Origin of the sequence: Legionella oakridgensis ATCC 33761 = DSM 21215 (assembly GCF_000512355.1) — a bacterium.
In the GTDB taxonomy this organism is placed as follows: Bacteria; Pseudomonadota; Gammaproteobacteria; order Legionellales; family Legionellaceae; genus Legionella_A; species Legionella_A oakridgensis.
Window position 1 is genome coordinate 450440 of record NZ_CP004006.1, and the last position, 17883, is coordinate 468322.

Below are 17883 nucleotides of genomic sequence, written 5' to 3' on the forward strand. Positions count from 1 at the left end.
TTTAACTTGAATTCTTTGTTTTTTTATAGGGTTTTAAAATGGGAGAACTTATGATCTTAATTCACACTTCAAAAGGTGATATTCGTTTGCAACTGGATGAAGAAAATACACCGAATACCACAACAAATTTCCTTAACTACGTTCGTAAAGGCTTTTATAATAATACGATTTTTCATCGTGTTATTGACGGGTTTATGATTCAAGGTGGCGGGCTGACTGCGAATATGGAAACCAAAGCAACAGAGGCTCCAATTAAAAATGAAGCAAGAATGGCCAAGCCAAACAAGCGAGGAACCATTGCTATGGCAAGAACCATGGAACCACACTCTGCAACCGCACAATTTTTTATCAATGTGGTTGATAACTCTTTTTTAAATTACAGCGGTGAGCAAGCTCAAACTTATGGGTATTGTGTGTTTGGAGAAGTTGTGGACGGTATGGATATTGTGGATTCTATTGCCAAAGTAAAAACAGGCCATCGCAAAGGGCATAGTGATGTGCCGGAAGAGGACATCATCATTAAAGAAATTCGTGAAATAGAATCCTAATGGCCCTTTAAGGCAAGATTGCGCCATGTTGAATGTATTTTTCATCACGCCTATCGGTAGGAGTGACTGAAGTAATTACATTCTATAGTTAAAATATGGTTTTGCCTTAAATTATTTTTGAGCTATGACAGGTAAAATAGCAGCTATAATTTAATATATCTTGCTTAATTTAAAAAAACACGGCTCTGTGAATGAGCAAAGCTAGATGTTGGTTAGTCTGGTTAGTGATGACAGGTAAAGTATGATTTGGTGCGGTTGTTACGTTGTGATTCATCGTATTCAGGGAACAGAAATGGATAGGTAGTGATTGTTTTTAACATGAATTACCTATAAGGACGGGAGGGGAATCATGATAAAAATAATCATTTCCATGCTGTTGATGTTTTTAGTTTGAGTGCCTGGTCGGAAAAAATTGTTGTGCATGGGAAACCGGTAGAATTACAGGAACATTTGGGATATTTTACCTTTCCAGAGACTTATACTAACTTCTCGCAGGGTTATCATTTTGTAACATTTACAGGGACTGACCGGGTATGTTACATCCAGAAAAAACCTGAATTGGCTTCCCTGGATGTGGTGAGAATTCTCATTGAAGAAAATGGCAAAAAAATAAACTGGAATTGCTATAAGCTTGATCCTAAGTTTTTTGAGGTTGATTTTTAGTACAAGCTGTAGAGGCAATGCAAAGTTCTTAAGAGTTGCTTATGCTATTGTTTGTTTAAATTTAAGAATATGCTGGTAAGCCTCGTCTATTCGTTGTTCTGATATTTCTCCCTGAGCAATTTTTTTCATGACAATATCAACTAATTCGGTTGGATCTTGTGGTGTCTCACTGAGTTGATTGCCGAAAATAAGCATATCTGCTCCGGCATTAATTGCCATAGTCAGCGCTTGTTCCAGACCATAATTATCAGCAATGGCTTTCATTTGCATATCATCGGTAATAATGACACCATCAAATTGTAATTGGTGGCGTAATAATTCAGTTAATATAGCATAGGACAGTGTTGCTGGTACTCCTGAAGGATCTAGTTTGCGATTGACAAGATGAGCAGTCATGACCATGCCACAATGGCTGGATTGAGTAAATTGTTCCTGATAAGGGATAATTTCTTCTTCATGCCACGTGTCGGTGACATCGACAAAACCAAGATGAGAATCTCCGTCAGAACTTCCATGTCCGGGAAAATGTTTATACGCGCATTGGATTCCTTGGTTTAGAAATTGCGAGGAAAATAGATGAGCATAATTGGCGACAGTATAGGGATTTGCTGAGAAACTGCGTTTGAGCTTTCCAATGATAGGGTTGTTTGGATTGATGTCTAAATCCAATACTGGTGAAAAATTCAAGTTAAACCCGGATGATTTCAATGTTCCAGCCATCTTGCGAGCGATTGTTTCAGCTTGTTCTATCGGCATTTGGCCTATGGCTTTAGCTGGATACGTTTCAGGAAATCCATATTCTTTCCTTAAACGATTTACTTCTCCACCTTCATAATCAACAGAAATGAGTAAAGGAATATCATCGCGATGCTGAGAAACATTGGCTTTTTTTGCGATCTTTTGCAAAGTTTGATTCAACGTTTGCACTTGTGCCGGGCTTTCTATATTTTTATCAAACCGTTCCGTTTTTAAATTATAATCAAACAGAATGACTCCACCAATATTGTTTTCTTCGATTGCTTTTATGATAGGAGCGTCGGTTTCAATGGTTTTGCCTTCAAAACCTATAATGAACATTTGGCCTATTTTATCCTTTAAACTGACGCCAGCGCTGAAAGATAGGCTGCTGTATGTCACTAAAATGAGTGATAATATTTTTTTAAAATATTCATTTTTTGTCCTTTAATATCTTAATTAAGGCTCTACAAGAGCAATAATAATACAGTTAAATATTATTTTGAGCAAATAATGGCTGATTATTCTTCTATCGTTTATAAGAGCATCGATGTTAAAGCAGCATTTCTTTATCAAATGATTTGGGCCATAATCATTGGCTCTATTTAGGGTCTAATGATGAACATTTACTATGAGAATTATTGATAATATTGAGAAAGCACAAGAACTTCTGAGTCAAGGAAAAATTATTGCCTATCCAACGGAGGCGGTTTATGGACTCGGTTGTGACCCATTTAATCAATGGGCTGTTGAGCGCTTACTGGCGCTAAAAAAACGCGCAGTTGATAAAGGTTTAATTGTGCTGATTGCTGATTGGACGCAATTAAGTCCTTTAATAGATACAGTGCCCGAAGCTTTACTGAGCAAGGTTAAAAAAAGCTGGCCTGGGCCGGTGACCTGGGTATTCCCAAAATCTAAAATAGTTCCTGATTGGCTTAGCGGCCATCGCGACACCATAGCGATTCGTATGAGTGCACATCCTATTGCCCGGCAGCTTTGTTATTCAAATCCTATCATATCCACCAGTGCCAATGTGAGTGGCAAGTCTCCTGCACGTGATGTGGAAAGCTTGTCATTGCAATTTCCCCAAGGTATCGACGCTATAATAGCTGGCGAGTTGGGAGGAGAGAGTCAACCCAGCGCCATTTTTGAAGTATTCAGTGGTAAACGTCTACGCTGAAAATTAAAAGGGATGAGTTGAAACTCTCTGGGCATTTAATTAGTGATCTTGCGGTTCATTCCAATGTACTATCCCTCGGGTTATTGTTCCGAGTACCGTAATGGTTTCGAGATTGCTGTTTAATGGATTGCCGCTTAATATGGCCATATCCGCGAGTTTTCCAAGAGCAAGTGAACCCTTATCCTCATCAATACCATAAAGCTCTGCTGCGTGAATCGTAAACATCTGTAAGGCATCTTGTGCATTAACTCGTTCTTCAATTGCAAAATATGGTGGACACTTGCGATTTACTGGATAGTTCCATTTTTGTACTTTTCGGGTTATTAACCAATTCATAATCTGTAAAGGAGCAGGCGATGCCGAAGGCGTTCCCGCGTGAACGCTAGTATTGCCAAGGATCTTTTCTGCAGTGGCCACAGGATTACTGCGATGTGCGCGTTCAGAGCCTAATCCTTCATAACACATAGACTCTCCCCAATAATAAAGATAGGGGCCAAACCAGCTTGCTTTAATTCCCATTTGACGCATGCGAGTTAATTGATCTTCTCGTACGTATTGCATATTAAGAATAACTGGCGTGGGTTTGTGGTTTTTTGAAACCGATTGTATTTTTTGAATGGCGTTTAATGACAAATCCAAGGCGGCATCACCATGACTGTCAATTGCTATGGCCAAGCCGTTTTTATTGGCTTCGGAGATGGTTTTCTCGATGCCTTCCGTCGATTGTTTGAGCGTGCCGCGCCAATCAATGCTGCGAGGAGGAGAGGATTGTGTATAGGGACGAGTTAGATAAGCAGAAAAATCCTGTACCGGACCATCAACTTGAAGCAATAAAGGCCCGGGGTAGAGGCGTGGATTATCTTTATAAATGATATCTAGCCGTTGTTTATCAGCGAGAGTACTTGGGTTGTAAATGACATCTACAGGGAGATTTGCATTCTGTGTTAATTCATCATAAATTGGCAGCCAATCATTTGGTCCATAGACTTGTGTAACGGTAGTATATCCTTGGCGAGCGTAGCGATTTGCGGCGGTTTTAATGGCTTCCGCGACTTCATTTGGGGGGATGAGCTTGTTTAAGAGCGTGTTTAAAGAAGTACCGCTGACGCTGCCATCTGCTTCAATGGCGAGAGTTTTCCCATCATCTTGTTGTTTGATTTTATCCATGGCGGCATGATTAAGAAGGGCTTTTTCTGCTGAGGAAGAGAAAACAATGACTGGGGAATTATCTGCAATGTCATCCAACATGGCTGTTGTTAATTGCCCACCGTGTATTTTGCTTTCATCAAAACCACTGATAATCAGCCATTGATCTCGATTTTTTGGTTGGTGTTTAATGGTCGTTAAAAATTGATCCAGGGTTTTAACTGGTTTCCAATCATCGCGCTGAAAGACATTGCTTGTTGATACATCAAAAGCATGGTTAGCAAGCCATCCATAGAGAACAAATTGAGAATAAGTATCGATGAACCCTGGAGTAACGATCGTATTTTTTAAATTAATTATTTTCGTATTTTCCCCCTGACATCGGTTTAATAATTGTTTTTTTTCACCGATGGCAACGATTCGTTCTTTGGTGACGGCCACCGCTTTGGCGACAGGTTGGTTGGGATTCATCGTAAGGAAAGTGGCGTTTGTGAAGATTTTATCAGCATTGCGGCAAAGCATTGCAGAAGAACGAATTTCGCTGGCGTATAAAGCAGAAGGGTATATTAATTTAATGAATAAAAAAGTAAAAATTATTAAAAAAAATTGCATGTTTCATGCCTTTATGATGAATGAAACTTAATTAATCGTAACTTAATAGTTTTGTTGTTTGCAAAATATTTTAATTAATAAATGGATGCAGAATAAATGATTGGTAAGAGAAGAAGTGATTTGTGAGCACAAATGATACAATGTTTCTCAAATGAATAACAAATGCACAATAAATTTCATTGTGTTACACTCTAATGTGCTTAATCTTTATCTAGACGTATAAACGTGGTTGTCTTTAAGAAAAATTTTGCATTTTTCGAGTGCGAGCATTATTGTTTTTAGTTTGAAAAACCGTAAATAACGGCTCTATTTTTGTTCAAAAAGTTGACAAGAAGATTTTTATTAAACAAAATAATGACTTTGAGTTCTCACGTTGTCAGTATAAAGTAATTTTTTAGTCTATAGTGTGCTGCATAAGAAGCAGAGAAGGAATGCCATGAGCAATAAAAAACATGCATTGACTGTGTTCAGTCTTACTATGATCACGGTCGGTTCAGTGGATAGTATTCGTAATTTACCTGCTACCGCACTGTTTGGCAGCCAATTAATATTTTTTTTCATGCTAGGGGCTGTGTTCTTTCTTATTCCTACCGCGTTAGTATCTGCTGAATTGGCTTCTGGTTGGGCGAAACAAGGCGGAATTTATATTTGGGTAAAAGAAGCTTTTGGCAAACGAGCAGGGTTTCTTGCCATTTGGTTGCAGTGGATTGAAAATGTCATTTGGTATCCAACTATTCTTTCCTTTGTGGCTGGAACTGTTGGTTATTTAATCAATCCTTCATTGGCCGGTAATCCTTATTTCCTATGGTTGATTATCGTCGGTTCTTTCTGGGGTGTTACTTTTATTAATCTGCGCGGTATGCGTTCCTCCGCATTATTCAGTAATATCTGTGCCATTTCAGGCTTATTGTTGCCTATGTCATTGATCATTGGTTTGGGAATCGTATGGATTATTGGTGGCAATCCAATGCAAGTTCATTTTGGAGTACAAGACGTAACTCCGCATTGGCAGGATCGTTCCATGTGGGTGTCTTTGACGGCCATCATGATGTCTTTTTGTGGTATTGAAATTGCGACTGTTCATGCCAATGATGTGCAAAATCCCCAGCGTGCTTTTCCTTATGCGCTTATTAGTTCTGTAGTGATTATTTTAAGTACGCTGATTTTAGGTTCTCTGGCCATTGCAGTGGTATTGCCACAACAAGAGATTAATCTGGTTGCGGGCATTATGCAGGCGTTTGATGCTTTTTTTGCTCGTTATCATTTGACCTGGTTTATGCCGGTTATTGCGGTGATGTTAGTTTTAGGTGGGCTTGGCGGTGTTAGCAATTGGATTATTGCTCCAACGAAAGGGTTGTTGGTTGCTGCCCAAGATGGTAATTTGCCGCCAGCATTTCAAAGAGCAAATCGGCATAATGCCCCATTGATTATGCTGATAGGTCAAGCAGCCATCGTAACTGTTTTATCCAGTTTGTTTTTATTTATGCCCAGCGTAAATGGTTCTTATTGGTTGTTGACCGCATTGGCAGCACAACTTTACATGCTGATGTATTTATTGATGTTTGCTGCTGCCATCAAATTGCGGTTTAAGATGCCGCATCATAAAGGAACATTCCGTATCCCAGGTGGCATGATTGGTTTGCTTACGGTTGCAGGCATAGGCATTCTGGGGGCGTTTGTCACCTTGGCAGTGAGTTTTCTGCCTCCTGAGGGTATTAATGTGGGCAGTATCAGTCGCTATGAGCTTACTTTAATTGTTGGATTGATATTGATGTGTCTACCGCCGTTCATCACCTTAAAGTCGCAGATAAATCGTGAGGCAGCAGCACAAGAATTAGCGATAGATTAATGATAATACGTTTGTGAATGTCTTAGAATAATCGGCGTGGCTGTAGCGACTCATCTATGGAAGAGGCTTCGCCAGCGGCTGCGGCAAGAGATTCGGTAGTGGAAATATCTGGAAAAAATCTTTGGGGTCTAGCCGGATCAACGTATTCTATGATGTCCGGTATTTTCCCCTGATTGGCGACAAGCAATTTTTCTTGCAGAACGGCACTACCTGACAAAATAAATGCCATTTCTTCCGGGGTGACGGATAATTCCTGCTCTCTTTCAAAATTGCCTGCGGGTGTGATACGACTGACTTCAATAACGCATGGATTAGATAATGTTGTTTTCATACAATTTAAAATGGCTAATGGCCATAGAAGACTTGCTGCATCGGGATGAAAATCACCACTTTGGTGATTTATTTTGGTAATCTCGGTAAAATCTTGAGAAAAGAAAATATTGCCGGCGGCCAGGCAGTTATCCCGCATTTGTCGATGAGCAGGTATGTGGCGTCCAGGCTTGCCTTCACGTGCCAACCATAATACGTTTTCTTCATCGACGAGATAGCGGACGCTAAATTTTTTATCACCTTCTGCATCATCAAGTTTTTCAAGTTCTGCTATTAATTCAGGCAAGTGCTCTATGGGATAAAGCGTGTGTTTAATCGTCCGATCATGGCGTGGAGTTGCAGGCGGGCGCGGGACTGGTGCATAAGAAACAACTTCTGCCAGTCTTGTGGTAAAAAGAGCAGATAATTCTTCTAATGTCATTATATTGCTGCCTAAAAGAGGCATATGCTAGCAAATTTGCAAATTATTTAGAATGGTTTTTAATAGTATTCACTGGGGGGCTATTGTTTTGAGATAACCAATGATGAGCAATATCGATTCGTCTTGCTATCCAGACGTTCGAAAACGTTTTAATAAATTCTATAAAATGCTTGATTGCCATGCAGCGTCCTGGATGACCGCTTATTCTTGAGTGTAAACCAATAGTCATTAATGCAGGGCGTTTTTCTTCATATAAATAAGTGAATGCATATTTAAGATGCGTTAAAAAATCATTAGCCATACTAAAGCCTGGGCTGGTGGTAAATCGAAAGTCGTTGCAATCAAGCGTGTATGGAATGATTAAATGATCGTGTTCAAAATAGGGTAGATCATCAGAGTAACTGTCTGAATCATAAATAAATCCTCCTATCTCTCGCAGTAATTGACGGGTATGCTCGCTGCGCCTGCCGCTGTACCAACCATTAACGTCTTTTCCGGTTAATTTCTGTATGGTTTGTATACAGTTCTGGATGTGTTTTCTTTCTTCCTCTTTTGGTATGGTGGCGTAATCAATCCAGCGCCAGCCATGCCCCGCAATCTCATGATTCGTTTCACGCAGGTAGTCACAAAAGACGGGATTTAATGTCAAAGCATATCCAGTTATAAAAAAGTAACCGGTATATTATTTTGATCAAATAAACGCATGAGACGCCAAATTCCTGTACGACTTCCATACTCAAATAAGGATTCCATGCTCAGATTACGCATGCCTTGAGGCTTAGCAGCTAATGTAAATTCTCCTCCATAAGTTTCAGCGTATTGATCACCGTTGACTGGGGATAATTCTGCGCCCTCCTCATAATTCACCACAAAATTTAGGGCAAGCCTTGCCTTATTAGGCCATTGGACGGGGATGACGTGTCTGCCGTAACCTACTATATCGCGTTTCATGCTTTATCCCAATTCAAAGCTAGTAATGCCATAAATGTGATTTAATTCTATTTGTGGCTGGCCTTTTAAATACATGCGAGCGGTTTCAAATACTTTTTTAAATTGGTAATGTTGGACTAGATGGATGGCATCGGGATTATTTTCAGGGATATCCAAATAAATGGGCTGGCCATGAGCATGATTCGCTAAATTCAAAAACAATTCCTGAGCGATGTCCGGCGTATCAGCAAATAAAGGACCAATTTTAAAACCTTGCTGACAGGACCGAATGATCCCATAACCTTGAAGTTGGCCATGATTCATATAGCCTAAGCTTTTTCCTTGAGGTTGGTTAATCCAACATCGTAAGAACGTCGGGCGAAGGGCGGGAAAATGACGGCGATCATAGTGAACCAGGTGATCAAAATCAATTTTTGTTAAGGGAACAATAGCCTTATTTTGGGTGGCAGAATAAAATGCTTTGCTTTCATAACGAGCGTTATTATGCGCTATTTGATAACCAAGACGGCTGTACTTATCGAGCATATTGACGACACCATCAATACCGGCATTGCGTTGTCCAATATAAGCCAATCGCTCTTTGGTTAAAGCCAAGCCATAACCTTGATTGCGATAAGCTTTATCAACAATATAAAATCCACAAAATGCAAACTGATCGTCATAAATGACGGCTGAGCCTATGGCAATGGTGTTGCCATTTAATTTGCCTGCAAAAAAACCATGTGGATCGGTCTGGTAAAAACAGTCGCCGTCATAAAGGCCCGGGTTCCATCCTTCCCTGGCAGCCCAATCTATTGCAAGTTGCACCTCTTTTTTAGTCATGCGCTCAATGATGTAATTGTTTTTCATTTTTTTCATGATTTTTCTCGCACACAAGATGTTCATCCCTTAGCTTTTTACCTTGGCGCCATATATCCATCGTCCAGACCTCCTTTGGAAAAAACGATTTGCCAAAGCTGCATCCCACGGGCGCGAAAGCCGCCAGCACAGGATAAGAGGTAATAAGTCCACATCCTATAAAAGCGTTCATCGAATTGACTTTTTAATTCATGCCAGTTATTCACAAAATTTTGATACCATGCCATGAGCGTTTTGTCGTAATAAATACCGAAATTCTGCCAGTCTTCCATCACAAAAAAAGGCTCTGCTGCTGCCGCTGTTTGCATGATGGATGGCAACATGCCGCGAGGGAAAATGTATTTTCTAATCCACTCATCAGCAAGCGAGGCCGTTTTATCGACACCGATTGAATGCAATAAAAATAAACCTTGATTGACCAGCGAGCGGTTAATGGTCTGCATGAATTCTTTATAATTTAAGTGACCGACGTGTTCAAACATGCCAATTGAGGCAATACGATCAAAAGGGCCGTCCTGGATGTCACGATAATCTTGTAGACGGATATCCACGTCTAAGTTTTTACAATGATGTTTTGCAAATTCGTATTGTTGTTCTGAAATAGTAACGCCTACCACACGAACGTTGTAATGTTCGGCGGCATATCGTGCAAAGCCACCCCACCCGCAGCCAATATCTAAAAGACGCATCCCAGGTTTTAACTGCAGTTTCTTGCATATTAAATCCAGTTTGGCAATTTGTGCCTCATCCAAGGCATTGGCTTCTTTATAGTAACCACAGCTGTAGACCATATTTTTATCCAGCATGGCCTTAAATAGAGAATTGCCAATGTTATAATGACTTATCCCTTGTTTTGCTCCCCATTTATCTTGAAAGTTAATGAGTTTTGCCAGGGCATGTGTAAAAAATACACGGAATGGTATTTTTGTTTTTGTGTCTAATTTTGCACGTAAAATGCGATCGAAAAACATGTCAAGGCGCTCACAGTCCCACCATTTGTCCATGTAAGATTCACCTAAACCAAGCGAGCCTTGCTGCAAAAAACGAGAATACAGTTCATTATTATGAACCTGAATATCCCATGGCTGATTGCCGTTGATGGTAATACCAGTTGGTTCTAGCATGGTTTCAATAAATTTTTTAGCTGTATCCCTTGGCATTTGTTTAATACCTCCCTGTAGGATGTTTTAAAGGTATAATGAATAAGAATTTAGCGCAAAGAACGTGTTTGTTAAAGATTTTTAAACCGGTACTTAAGTTTGAAGTGGAAAATGGCATGAAGCATTGTCTGTGGTTGACTGATCTGCATGTTGATCGATTATCAAAACAGGATTATCGCCATTTGTTGCATCGCATCCATAATGCGGCGGCTGATGCCATATGGATAACCGGCGATATTGGCAATCCGCCCTATAATTGGCATTTTCTTGAAACGCTTTTAACCTATATCAACACGACGGTTTATTTTGTATTGGGAAATCATGATTTTTACGGATTAAAAATTGAAGAGGCACGTTCCCGGGCAGTAGAACTGATGAAGCGTTATGCCAATGCTTATTACTTAACTACCATGCCATCGGTGATATGCAATGATGTGGTATTAGCTGGTGTGGATGGCTGGGCGAATACGGGGAAGATTCCATTGTTGGAAAAAACATGGGATGGCGATGAAATCCAGGATTGGCAAGGCAAGACATTATCTTTATTACAGGATAGTATGAATCGGGAAGCTAAAAAAGACGCTGAACAATTGTTAATAAAATGCCGGCAGGGAATGATGAATAACATCCTTAAGAAAATTGTCCTGTTGACGCATGTTCCACCCGGACAAGCTTGTTTGGGGAGCGGTTCGCCCAAATCTTTCCAAGCTAAACGTACGGTGTATTATTCTCAAGCTTTAGCAGAAGCATTGAATGAATTAAAAACATGCTATCCAGATGTCTTGTTTAATCTGTTTAGTGGGCATTTGCATTGCCAATATCATTATCGTATTGGTCATCAGATTCACGGCTTTATTATGGATGCTTATCATCCTGATAAGCCATTGACTTGGATTTCATTATGAATGATAGGATTGAATCGGTTTTAAAATTATCGGCGAGGTTACCTGAACTTTTATGGAAGCTGGATAGGATGGCGGTTCCTCTTCATGCAAACGTGATTCCGCAAGGGATGTTTCGCTCCTTTCCTGATATTACTGCAAAATCCTGTATTGATGAAATCAAATATGATCTGGAGCGATTGCAATGTCAGGCTAATGAGCGAAGTGCTCGCTATCTCGCAGAGTGCATTTCCAGGAAAATTAATTTTCTTGTTGTCTTATGCTTAAGACAGAAACAAACATCATCTTCTCAATCAACCAATCACTTCGGCATCAAAGCGATAAGTACTCGCCAACAATGGCTGGCATCATTACAAGATGACATCATGGCATTAAGCGAACAACATCAAGCGCTTACAGGCCAGTTACGGTTATTCAAAGAAAAAGATGATTTACAATCGATGTTAACCCTGCGAGCTGAGATAGGAGAAATAGAACGTCGATTGACTCTTGCAAGGGAAATGTTGAGCCAAGCTTAAGGGAGTAAACGCAGATGTTTAAAAAAATTCTGGTGAGTAATCGTGGTGAAATTGCCTTGCGAATTATTCGGGCTTGCAGAGATATGGATATTGCAGCGGTGGCCATATACAGCGAAGCAGATCGCTATGCGTTGCATGTAAAGAGAGCATCGCACGCGCATTGTTTGAGTAAAAATCCCCTGGATGCTTATTTAAACATCCGACGCATTATTGAATATGCCAAGGCAGCTGGTTGTGAGGCAATTCATCCTGGGTATGGATTTTTATCAGAAAATCCCGATTTTGCCGAAGCTTGTCAGCAAGCAGGAATTGTTTTTATTGGCCCCTCTCCATCCGTTATTGCAACAATGGGCTCAAAAGTGGAAGCACGAAAAGTGATGAAGCAAGCAGGGGTTCCTGTAATTCCGGGCAGTGAAGGCAATCTTGCAGATCCTGAGGAAGCTGTCGCTTGTGCAGAAAAATTGGTTTATCCAGTCATGCTGAAGGCCACTTTTGGTGGTGGAGGAAGAGGCATTCGTATATGTCATAATGCAGAGCAGGTAAAACAACAATTTATACGCGTACAATCAGAGGCGGGTAAGGCTTTTGGGAATGCGCATGTGTTTATGGAGAAGTTGATTCGTCATCCACGTCATATCGAAGTACAGATTCTTGCCGATCACCACGGACAAGTGTTGCATTTATTTGAACGCGATTGTTCTATTCAACGGCGCCATCAAAAACTGGTTGAAATTGCACCCGCTTTGCAACTGGATGATAATATTCGAGAGACTTTGTATGCTTATGCTGTGCAGGCAGCAAAATCGGTAGGTTATACCAATGCCGGTACTGTAGAATTCATTCTTGATGACCAAAATAATATTTATTTTTTAGAAATGAATACGCGTTTACAAGTCGAGCATCCAATTACGGAGCAGATTACGGGCGTAGATATTGTTCAAGAGCAAATTCGAATTGCTGCGGGTTTGAAACTTAATATGCGCCAGGAAGATATTGTGCGTAGAGGGATAGCCATGGAGTTTCGCATTAATGCTGAAGATCCGCAAAATGATTTTTTACCGAGTTTTGGCCGGGTTACACGTTATTATGTTCCTGGTGGCCCAGGGGTTCGTACCGATAGTGCGATTTATACAGGATATAATATCCCACCCGATTATGATTCTTTATGTACGAAGTTAACCGTGTGGGGTCTTGATTGGCCTGCTGTATTAAGTCGGGCAAATCGTGCCTTGCGGGAAATGCGCCTGTTTGGAGTTAAAACAACCATTCCGTTTTATCTTGAGATGTTAAAGTCTCAAGAATTACAGCAAGGTTTGTTTGATACTGGGTTACTGGAGGCTCACCCGGAATGGTTGCGTTATTCCAATAAATCTTTACCAACGCATAAGGCTGCAATCATTGCTGCAGCCATTGCCGCTTATTCTGCACACGATCAAGGTAAAAGGTAATTATCAATCAATCGAATGCCGCCAATATTGACGGCGGCAAAACGTCTGTTTTGATGGTCTTCAATGTATTCTACCTCAATGCCTAGTTGTTGGAGGGTCGTTATTATCTGTTCTTGAGATAGTGGTTGATGAAAAACATGTGCAAATTGGTCGGCCAGCTTGCGCTGTTCAGAATTTAAGCGGTTATTGCGTGAACTAAAGGCAAGGCCACTGGTTTCGCGAATGGTTGGGCAGGATTTGATTTCAATATCCATAAAAAAGGCAGAAACCATGTCGCGAATAAGCTGAAATTGTTGGTAGTCTTTCTCGCCAAAATAAGCGCGGTTTGGTTTAACAAGGTTAAGCAGTTTCATGACGACGGTCAGTACTCCTGTAAAATGACCAGGCCTTTGTCGTCCTTCCATGAGTTGTGTATGTTGGTTTTCTTGAAGTTGGTAACGATAACCATCCGCATACATGGTTTTTTCTTCGGGAAGAAGGCAGTAGTCAACGCCCAGGCTGGTTAATAAATCCAAATCGGCATTTAACGTCCGAGGATAGCGGTTGTAATCATCGCTTTGATTAAATTGGGTGGGATTGACGAAGATGCTGGCGACAGTATAGTCGTTTTCCTGTTGACTTATCGTAAAAAGTGAGGCATGTCCAGCATGTAGATTTCCCATCGTAGGCACAAACCCCAATGAGCAATGGCTTGGCAGCTCACGGCGAAACGCTCGCCACTCATCTAACTGATGAAAAAGATTCATGATTACATCCTCAAAATGTATGTTCGGGCATGGGGAATTCTTTTTGCGCCACATGTCTAACGTAAGCATTAATACCATTGAGAAGAATTTCTTTGCCTTTGGCAAACTGGTGAACAAACCGTGGCTTAAGTTCTGTTTGCAAACCCAGCAGATCATGCCATACAAGCACCTGACCGTCGGTGTCCACACCAGCGCCGATGCCAATGGTAGGAATACCAAGCGATTGGGTAATGTGTTTTGCTGCATGTCCTGGAACGCATTCGATAACCACAGCAAAGCAGCCGGCTGCTTCCAAATTTTTGGCTTGCCGTAATAAATCCATGGCTTTTTCTTCAGCCTTACCCTGAACAATATAGCCGCCAAGCTGATGAATGGATTGTGGTGTAAGACCAATATGGCCCATGACCGGGATACCGGCAGTCACTATCTGTGATATGGTTTGACAAACCTCTGGGTCAGCGCCTTCAATTTTGACGGCGTGTGCACCTGCCTGCATGAGTCTTTTGACATTTTCCATCGTGTCGGCCGGTGAAATTCGATGGCATAGGAAAGGAAGATCACTGACTAAAAACTGCTGATGAAGGCCACGAGACACGGCCGCAGTATGCAATAACATCATGTCCATGTTTGCCATGATGGTGCTGTCATGTCCATGAACCACCATGGCCACTGAATCGCCTACCAGCACGCAATCAACGTGGGATTCTGCCACGATACAAGCTGAGGGATAATCATAGCAAGTCAGCATGGTAATTTTTTCATGCTGCTCTTTTTTTCTTTTAAAATCATGTATTTTCATGAAATCCTCCATGATAGGAGGAGGGGGTAGCAGTTATTGCACAACATGCAGGTACCTGTCGCATGGATCAAGTCCTCCGAAATAAAAATAATTAATAAGGTCACCGCTCAACGAAAAGTCGATGCTTTTATTATCATAACGGACAGGAATTAAAATGCAAGATGCGTTATAATTTAGCAGTCATTGCTCATGAATGATCACCTTCAAGGTATTTTGCCAATCGGGTGTAATCTATCGTTAATACAGGTTTTTTCTATGCTGCCAACACATTATTTAAATACCGCTGGTGAGCATCCTTTTGTAATAGAAGGGCAAGCTGGCCAGTTAGAAGGAATTTTCACGGTGCCTGAAAAGGCAAGAACGGATTACCTTGCTGTCCTTGGACATCCTCATTCTTTGCAAGGCGGTTCAATGAATAATAAAGTCGTCACTACGTTGGCACGTTTATTTAAAGAGCTTGCTGTCCCAAGTATTCGGTTTAATTTTCGTGGGGTTGGTCAATCAGCCGGTCTTTATGATCACGGCATTGGGGAAAGTGAAGACATGTTGTCTATTGCTCGGCAGTATAAAGAGCAAATATCACCGGTTAATTTTATTTTTGCCGGTTTTTCTTTTGGCTCTTATGTGGCATATCGAACAGCAGCACAGCATGAGCATGCATTACTAATTACGGTGGCACCACCTGTGCATCATTACGACTATACGGAATATGATCCTGTTCCTACTCCTTGGATCTTGGTGCAAGGAGATGATGATGACGTTGTACCACTGCAATTTGTTTTGGATTTTGCCGCTCGTTTAAAACCGTCCATCTCGGTGCTTCGCTTTCCTGAGACGGGGCATTTTTTTCATGGACGTTTGCTCGAGCTTAAATCAGGATTGCTTGAGTTAGTCCGCAGGCAGGTTCCAACTTTATGACTTTGATTGAACATTATAATACGGCACTGGCTTGTGGAGAAATTATCAACGATCCTGTTCAACGTCAGATGCTTGAGTATTTTCAGCGACTTGTTGATGAATTGCATGCTGTAAAGCGTTCTTGGTTTCATTACGGACAAAAAAAACATTGCAAGGGATTTATCTTTATGGGCCTGTAGGGGGCGGAAAAACCTATTTAATGGATTTATTTTATCAGGGTGTTGGGATTCAGCAGAAGTCCCGTTTTCATTTCCACCATTTTATGCAACAAGTTGATGCGCAATTACGTCGTTTGCAGGGGCATAAAGATCCATTACGCAACATTGCGGCCAATCTTGCTAAATCGACTCGCTTGTTGTGCCTGGATGAATTTTTTGTGCATGATATTGCCGATGCAATGATTTTAGCTGAATTATTGCAGGCACTTTTTAATCATGGCGTGATTTTAGTCGCTACTTCAAATACAGAGCCAGATAACCTTTATTTGAATGGTTTGCAGCGAGCCCGTTTCTTACCTGCTATTGAACTCATCAAAAGCCATTGTCAGGTGTTGGCTTTGATGGAAAATAGAGACTATCGTCTAGGACGTGCTCTTTTGGAAGAAACTTATCTCTACCCTTTAAATGACTCAACAAACCAGACATTACATCGGCAGTTTGAGGCTATCTCAAGTGAGGTTATCTCTGAAGGGAAATTGACCATACAAAACCGCTGTATCCCTTTTGTGAAATGCAGTGAGCATGCGGTTTGGTTTGTCTTTGATGTCATTTGTAATTTGCCTCGTAGCCAATTGGATTATCTGGAGATAGCTGAACGCTTTGATACGGTATTTGTCAGTAAGATTCCAAGGTTGACCCGTGACGACACCGTACGAGCCATTTTACTGATGCATTTTATTGACGTGATGTATGATAAGGGGGTGCGTGTTATTTTTTCAGCAGAAGTCCCGGCTGAACAGTTATATACCGAAGGGGCAATACGCCATGATTTTCAACGCACGCTGAGTCGATTGGAAGAAATGCAATCTTCTGATTATCTAAGACGCCATACTCGTCGGGAAGTTTCCATGCTTTAGTTTGCAAATAAATCATATTGTTTTTATTTTGATTTTTATGATAAGATTTTAACTTAAGCATTTGGTTCATGTACACAGATGATGATTAGGTCTTCGCATACAATGGCGCTTTATAAGTGGCTCGTCTCTTTATTGATACTGTGTCAATGTATGACGTTTATGCCCTTCATGCAAAAATCATTCAGTGAGATAGAAAAATCTAGGCATGCTTATTCTTCAATCGTGTCCACACCATGTAAATCCAATCTAAGCGTTACTTTGAAAAACTGCCAAACGATGACTGGATTGTCCTGTTTTATTCCCTCCTTTAATGGGGATGATTTCTATCCCAATCGTTTTGTAATCATCGTTCTTTTGTCTATTGGCCTTCTTCTTTTGGCACCCTTAAAGAATATATTTAAACCTCCACGGCCATGAATGGTTGTGTATTGAGTTAAAACGGCGAGCCTTCACTTAGAGAAAAGAGGATGGACGCCTTCATAAAAAAATAGTTGAGGTTTAAAATGCTATATTTATCAAGAATTTTTTTAATCAGTATGTTCTGGGTACTGACCAGTTTATCTTTTGCGGAAGGTGTAAATAGTGCGGCCATTCCGGATCATAATTATTTTCAGTTTCAGATTCAGCAATACCATACCCAGCGCCAAAACGGACAAACATTGAACGTGTACGTTCGTTACGCGTTAAAGGATGGATTAGAGCGGTCGCAGTATCCAGACTATATTCCCATTCGTGCGGCATTACTCAGTTATCTTGAACCTAGCGAAGAGTTGCCTGCGGATGCCTATTGGGAAGTGATTGCTGAGCGCATAGGAAACGCGTTGTATGAGCGTTTCCCTATAAAAGGGGTGAGTATTCAGTTGCTCGTGTTCCCTAATGAACAGGCGCAGCCTTATGAACCCGGATTTCATGGTCCTATTTACACAAAAGGAAAGATCGAACCGTTAAATGTGAATCCGCCAATTGTATGGGATACAGTGAATGGATAACCTGTTCAAGATAAGTTTTTTTATACGTGTTCAGT

Annotated in this window: 18 protein-coding genes and 1 pseudogene; 10 read left to right on the forward strand and 9 right to left on the reverse strand. The window is 40.9% G+C overall.

From position 1 onward, the window contains the following. The first annotated feature begins 50 nt into the window (after positions 1 to 50). Complete coding sequence (locus LOA_RS02250) at positions 51 to 548, forward strand: peptidylprolyl isomerase (RefSeq protein WP_025384961.1); 498 nt, start codon at positions 51 to 53, stop codon at positions 546 to 548. Between the two features lie 390 nt (positions 549 to 938). Then, positions 939 to 1211, forward strand: coding sequence for a hypothetical protein (locus LOA_RS02255; RefSeq protein ID WP_025384962.1), 273 nt, complete (start codon positions 939 to 941; stop codon positions 1209 to 1211). A 39-nt stretch (positions 1212 to 1250) separates the two neighbouring features. Here the strand turns inward: LOA_RS02255 and LOA_RS02260 are convergent, their stop codons facing one another. Next, positions 1251 to 2366, reverse strand: a complete 1116-nt coding sequence (locus LOA_RS02260; RefSeq protein WP_042238652.1) for a glycoside hydrolase family 3 protein — start codon at positions 2364 to 2366, stop codon at positions 1251 to 1253. 211 nt (positions 2367 to 2577) lie between these two features. Here LOA_RS02260 and tsaC point away from each other — a divergent pair, with 211 nt between their 5' ends. Next, positions 2578 to 3126, forward strand: coding sequence for an L-threonylcarbamoyladenylate synthase type 1 TsaC (tsaC, locus tag LOA_RS02265; protein ID WP_025384964.1), 549 nt, complete (start codon positions 2578 to 2580; stop codon positions 3124 to 3126). Positions 3127 to 3165: 39 nt separating this feature from the next. Here the strand turns inward: tsaC and LOA_RS02270 are convergent, their stop codons facing one another. Then, positions 3166 to 4884, reverse strand: a complete 1719-nt coding sequence (locus LOA_RS02270) for an amidohydrolase (protein WP_081724926.1) — start codon at positions 4882 to 4884, stop codon at positions 3166 to 3168. A 436-nt stretch (positions 4885 to 5320) separates the two neighbouring features. Here LOA_RS02270 and LOA_RS02275 point away from each other — a divergent pair, with 436 nt between their 5' ends. Continuing rightward, on the forward strand, positions 5321 to 6733 hold the full coding sequence (locus LOA_RS02275) for an APC family permease (protein WP_025384966.1): 1413 nt from the start codon (positions 5321 to 5323) through the stop codon (positions 6731 to 6733). Positions 6734 to 6755: 22 nt separating this feature from the next. Here the strand turns inward: LOA_RS02275 and LOA_RS13560 are convergent, their stop codons facing one another. The 5 genes from LOA_RS13560 to cfa are packed head-to-tail and all read right to left on the reverse strand — an operon-like array spanning position 6756 to position 10453. Continuing rightward, on the reverse strand, positions 6756 to 7484 hold the full coding sequence (locus LOA_RS13560; RefSeq protein WP_025384967.1) for a hypothetical protein: 729 nt from the start codon (positions 7482 to 7484) through the stop codon (positions 6756 to 6758). 43 nt (positions 7485 to 7527) lie between these two features. Beyond that, positions 7528 to 8133 (reverse strand): polysaccharide deacetylase family protein, encoded by a 606-nt coding sequence (locus LOA_RS02285; RefSeq protein ID WP_238551298.1) that lies wholly within the window; start codon positions 8131 to 8133, stop codon positions 7528 to 7530. An 11-nt stretch (positions 8134 to 8144) separates the two neighbouring features. Then, positions 8145 to 8435 (reverse strand): polysaccharide deacetylase family protein, encoded by a 291-nt coding sequence (locus LOA_RS15095; RefSeq protein WP_238551299.1) that lies wholly within the window; start codon positions 8433 to 8435, stop codon positions 8145 to 8147. Between the two features lie 3 nt (positions 8436 to 8438). After that, positions 8439 to 9284 (reverse strand): GNAT family N-acetyltransferase, encoded by an 846-nt coding sequence (locus LOA_RS02290; RefSeq protein ID WP_025384968.1) that lies wholly within the window; start codon positions 9282 to 9284, stop codon positions 8439 to 8441. Positions 9285 to 9331: 47 nt separating this feature from the next. Further along, positions 9332 to 10453: a cyclopropane fatty acyl phospholipid synthase gene (cfa, locus tag LOA_RS02295; protein WP_025384969.1), complete on the reverse strand. Its 1122-nt coding sequence runs from the start codon at positions 10451 to 10453 to the stop codon at positions 9332 to 9334. A 68-nt stretch (positions 10454 to 10521) separates the two neighbouring features. Here cfa and LOA_RS02300 point away from each other — a divergent pair, with 68 nt between their 5' ends. The 3 genes from LOA_RS02300 to LOA_RS02310 are packed head-to-tail and all read left to right on the forward strand — an operon-like array spanning position 10522 to position 13321. Beyond that, entirely contained in the window at positions 10522 to 11358 is an 837-nt protein-coding gene (locus tag LOA_RS02300) for a metallophosphoesterase family protein (protein ID WP_158423006.1), read from the forward strand. Further along, positions 11355 to 11873 carry a hypothetical protein gene (locus LOA_RS02305; RefSeq protein ID WP_035893024.1) on the forward strand — a complete coding sequence of 173 codons (519 nt, stop codon included), beginning with the start codon at positions 11355 to 11357 and terminating at the stop codon, positions 11871 to 11873. The genes LOA_RS02300 and LOA_RS02305 overlap by 4 nt, the downstream gene beginning before the upstream one ends. Positions 11874 to 11887: 14 nt before the next feature. Then, positions 11888 to 13321 (forward strand): acetyl-CoA carboxylase biotin carboxylase subunit, encoded by a 1434-nt coding sequence (locus tag LOA_RS02310; protein ID WP_025384972.1) that lies wholly within the window; start codon positions 11888 to 11890, stop codon positions 13319 to 13321. On the opposite strand, the gene panC is transcribed toward LOA_RS02310, so the two are convergent. Further along, entirely contained in the window at positions 13306 to 14067 is a 762-nt protein-coding gene (gene panC / locus LOA_RS02315) for a pantoate--beta-alanine ligase (protein WP_025384973.1), read from the reverse strand. The genes LOA_RS02310 and panC overlap by 16 nt on opposite strands. 10 nt (positions 14068 to 14077) lie before the next feature. Next, complete coding sequence (panB, locus tag LOA_RS02320) at positions 14078 to 14866, reverse strand: 3-methyl-2-oxobutanoate hydroxymethyltransferase (protein ID WP_025384974.1); 789 nt, start codon at positions 14864 to 14866, stop codon at positions 14078 to 14080. A gap of 255 nt (positions 14867 to 15121) precedes the next feature. Here panB and LOA_RS02325 point away from each other — a divergent pair, with 255 nt between their 5' ends. From LOA_RS02325 to LOA_RS02335, 3 genes and pseudogenes are all read left to right on the forward strand, one after another. Beyond that, positions 15122 to 15784: an alpha/beta hydrolase gene (locus tag LOA_RS02325; RefSeq protein WP_025384975.1), complete on the forward strand. Its 663-nt coding sequence runs from the start codon at positions 15122 to 15124 to the stop codon at positions 15782 to 15784. Continuing rightward, positions 15781 to 16859 (forward strand): annotated as a pseudogene (gene zapE, locus LOA_RS02330) (cell division protein ZapE). The gene LOA_RS02325 and the pseudogene zapE overlap by 4 nt, the downstream one beginning before the upstream one ends. Before the next feature lie 503 nt (positions 16860 to 17362). Beyond that, complete coding sequence (locus tag LOA_RS02335) at positions 17363 to 17848, forward strand: hypothetical protein (protein ID WP_025384976.1); 486 nt, start codon at positions 17363 to 17365, stop codon at positions 17846 to 17848. The last annotated feature ends 35 nt before the right edge of the window (positions 17849 to 17883 follow it).

Bases quoted from the DNA above. Each gene is read 5' to 3' on its own strand.
- tsaC (WP_025384964.1), top strand. From the start codon at position 2,578: ATGAGAATTATTGATAATATTGAGAAAGCACAAGAACTTCTGAGTCAA.
- LOA_RS15095 (WP_238551299.1), bottom strand. From the start codon at position 8,435: ATGAAACGCGATATAGTAGGTTACGGCAGACACGTCATCCCCGTCCAA.
- LOA_RS02310 (WP_025384972.1), top strand. From the start codon at position 11,888: ATGTTTAAAAAAATTCTGGTGAGTAATCGTGGTGAAATTGCCTTGCGA.
- LOA_RS02275 (WP_025384966.1), top strand. From the start codon at position 5,321: ATGAGCAATAAAAAACATGCATTGACTGTGTTCAGTCTTACTATGATC.
- LOA_RS02325 (WP_025384975.1), top strand. From the start codon at position 15,122: ATGCTGCCAACACATTATTTAAATACCGCTGGTGAGCATCCTTTTGTA.
- panC (WP_025384973.1), bottom strand. From the start codon at position 14,067: ATGAATCTTTTTCATCAGTTAGATGAGTGGCGAGCGTTTCGCCGTGAG.
- panB (WP_025384974.1), bottom strand. From the start codon at position 14,866: ATGAAAATACATGATTTTAAAAGAAAAAAAGAGCAGCATGAAAAAATT.
- cfa (WP_025384969.1), bottom strand. From the start codon at position 10,453: ATGCCAAGGGATACAGCTAAAAAATTTATTGAAACCATGCTAGAACCA.
- LOA_RS02270 (WP_081724926.1), bottom strand. From the start codon at position 4,884: ATGCAATTTTTTTTAATAATTTTTACTTTTTTATTCATTAAATTAATA.
- LOA_RS02250 (WP_025384961.1), top strand. From the start codon at position 51: ATGATCTTAATTCACACTTCAAAAGGTGATATTCGTTTGCAACTGGAT.
- LOA_RS13560 (WP_025384967.1), bottom strand. From the start codon at position 7,484: ATGACATTAGAAGAATTATCTGCTCTTTTTACCACAAGACTGGCAGAA.
- LOA_RS02305 (WP_035893024.1), top strand. From the start codon at position 11,355: ATGAATGATAGGATTGAATCGGTTTTAAAATTATCGGCGAGGTTACCT.
- LOA_RS02290 (WP_025384968.1), bottom strand. From the start codon at position 9,284: ATGAAAAACAATTACATCATTGAGCGCATGACTAAAAAAGAGGTGCAA.
- LOA_RS02335 (WP_025384976.1), top strand. From the start codon at position 17,363: ATGCTATATTTATCAAGAATTTTTTTAATCAGTATGTTCTGGGTACTG.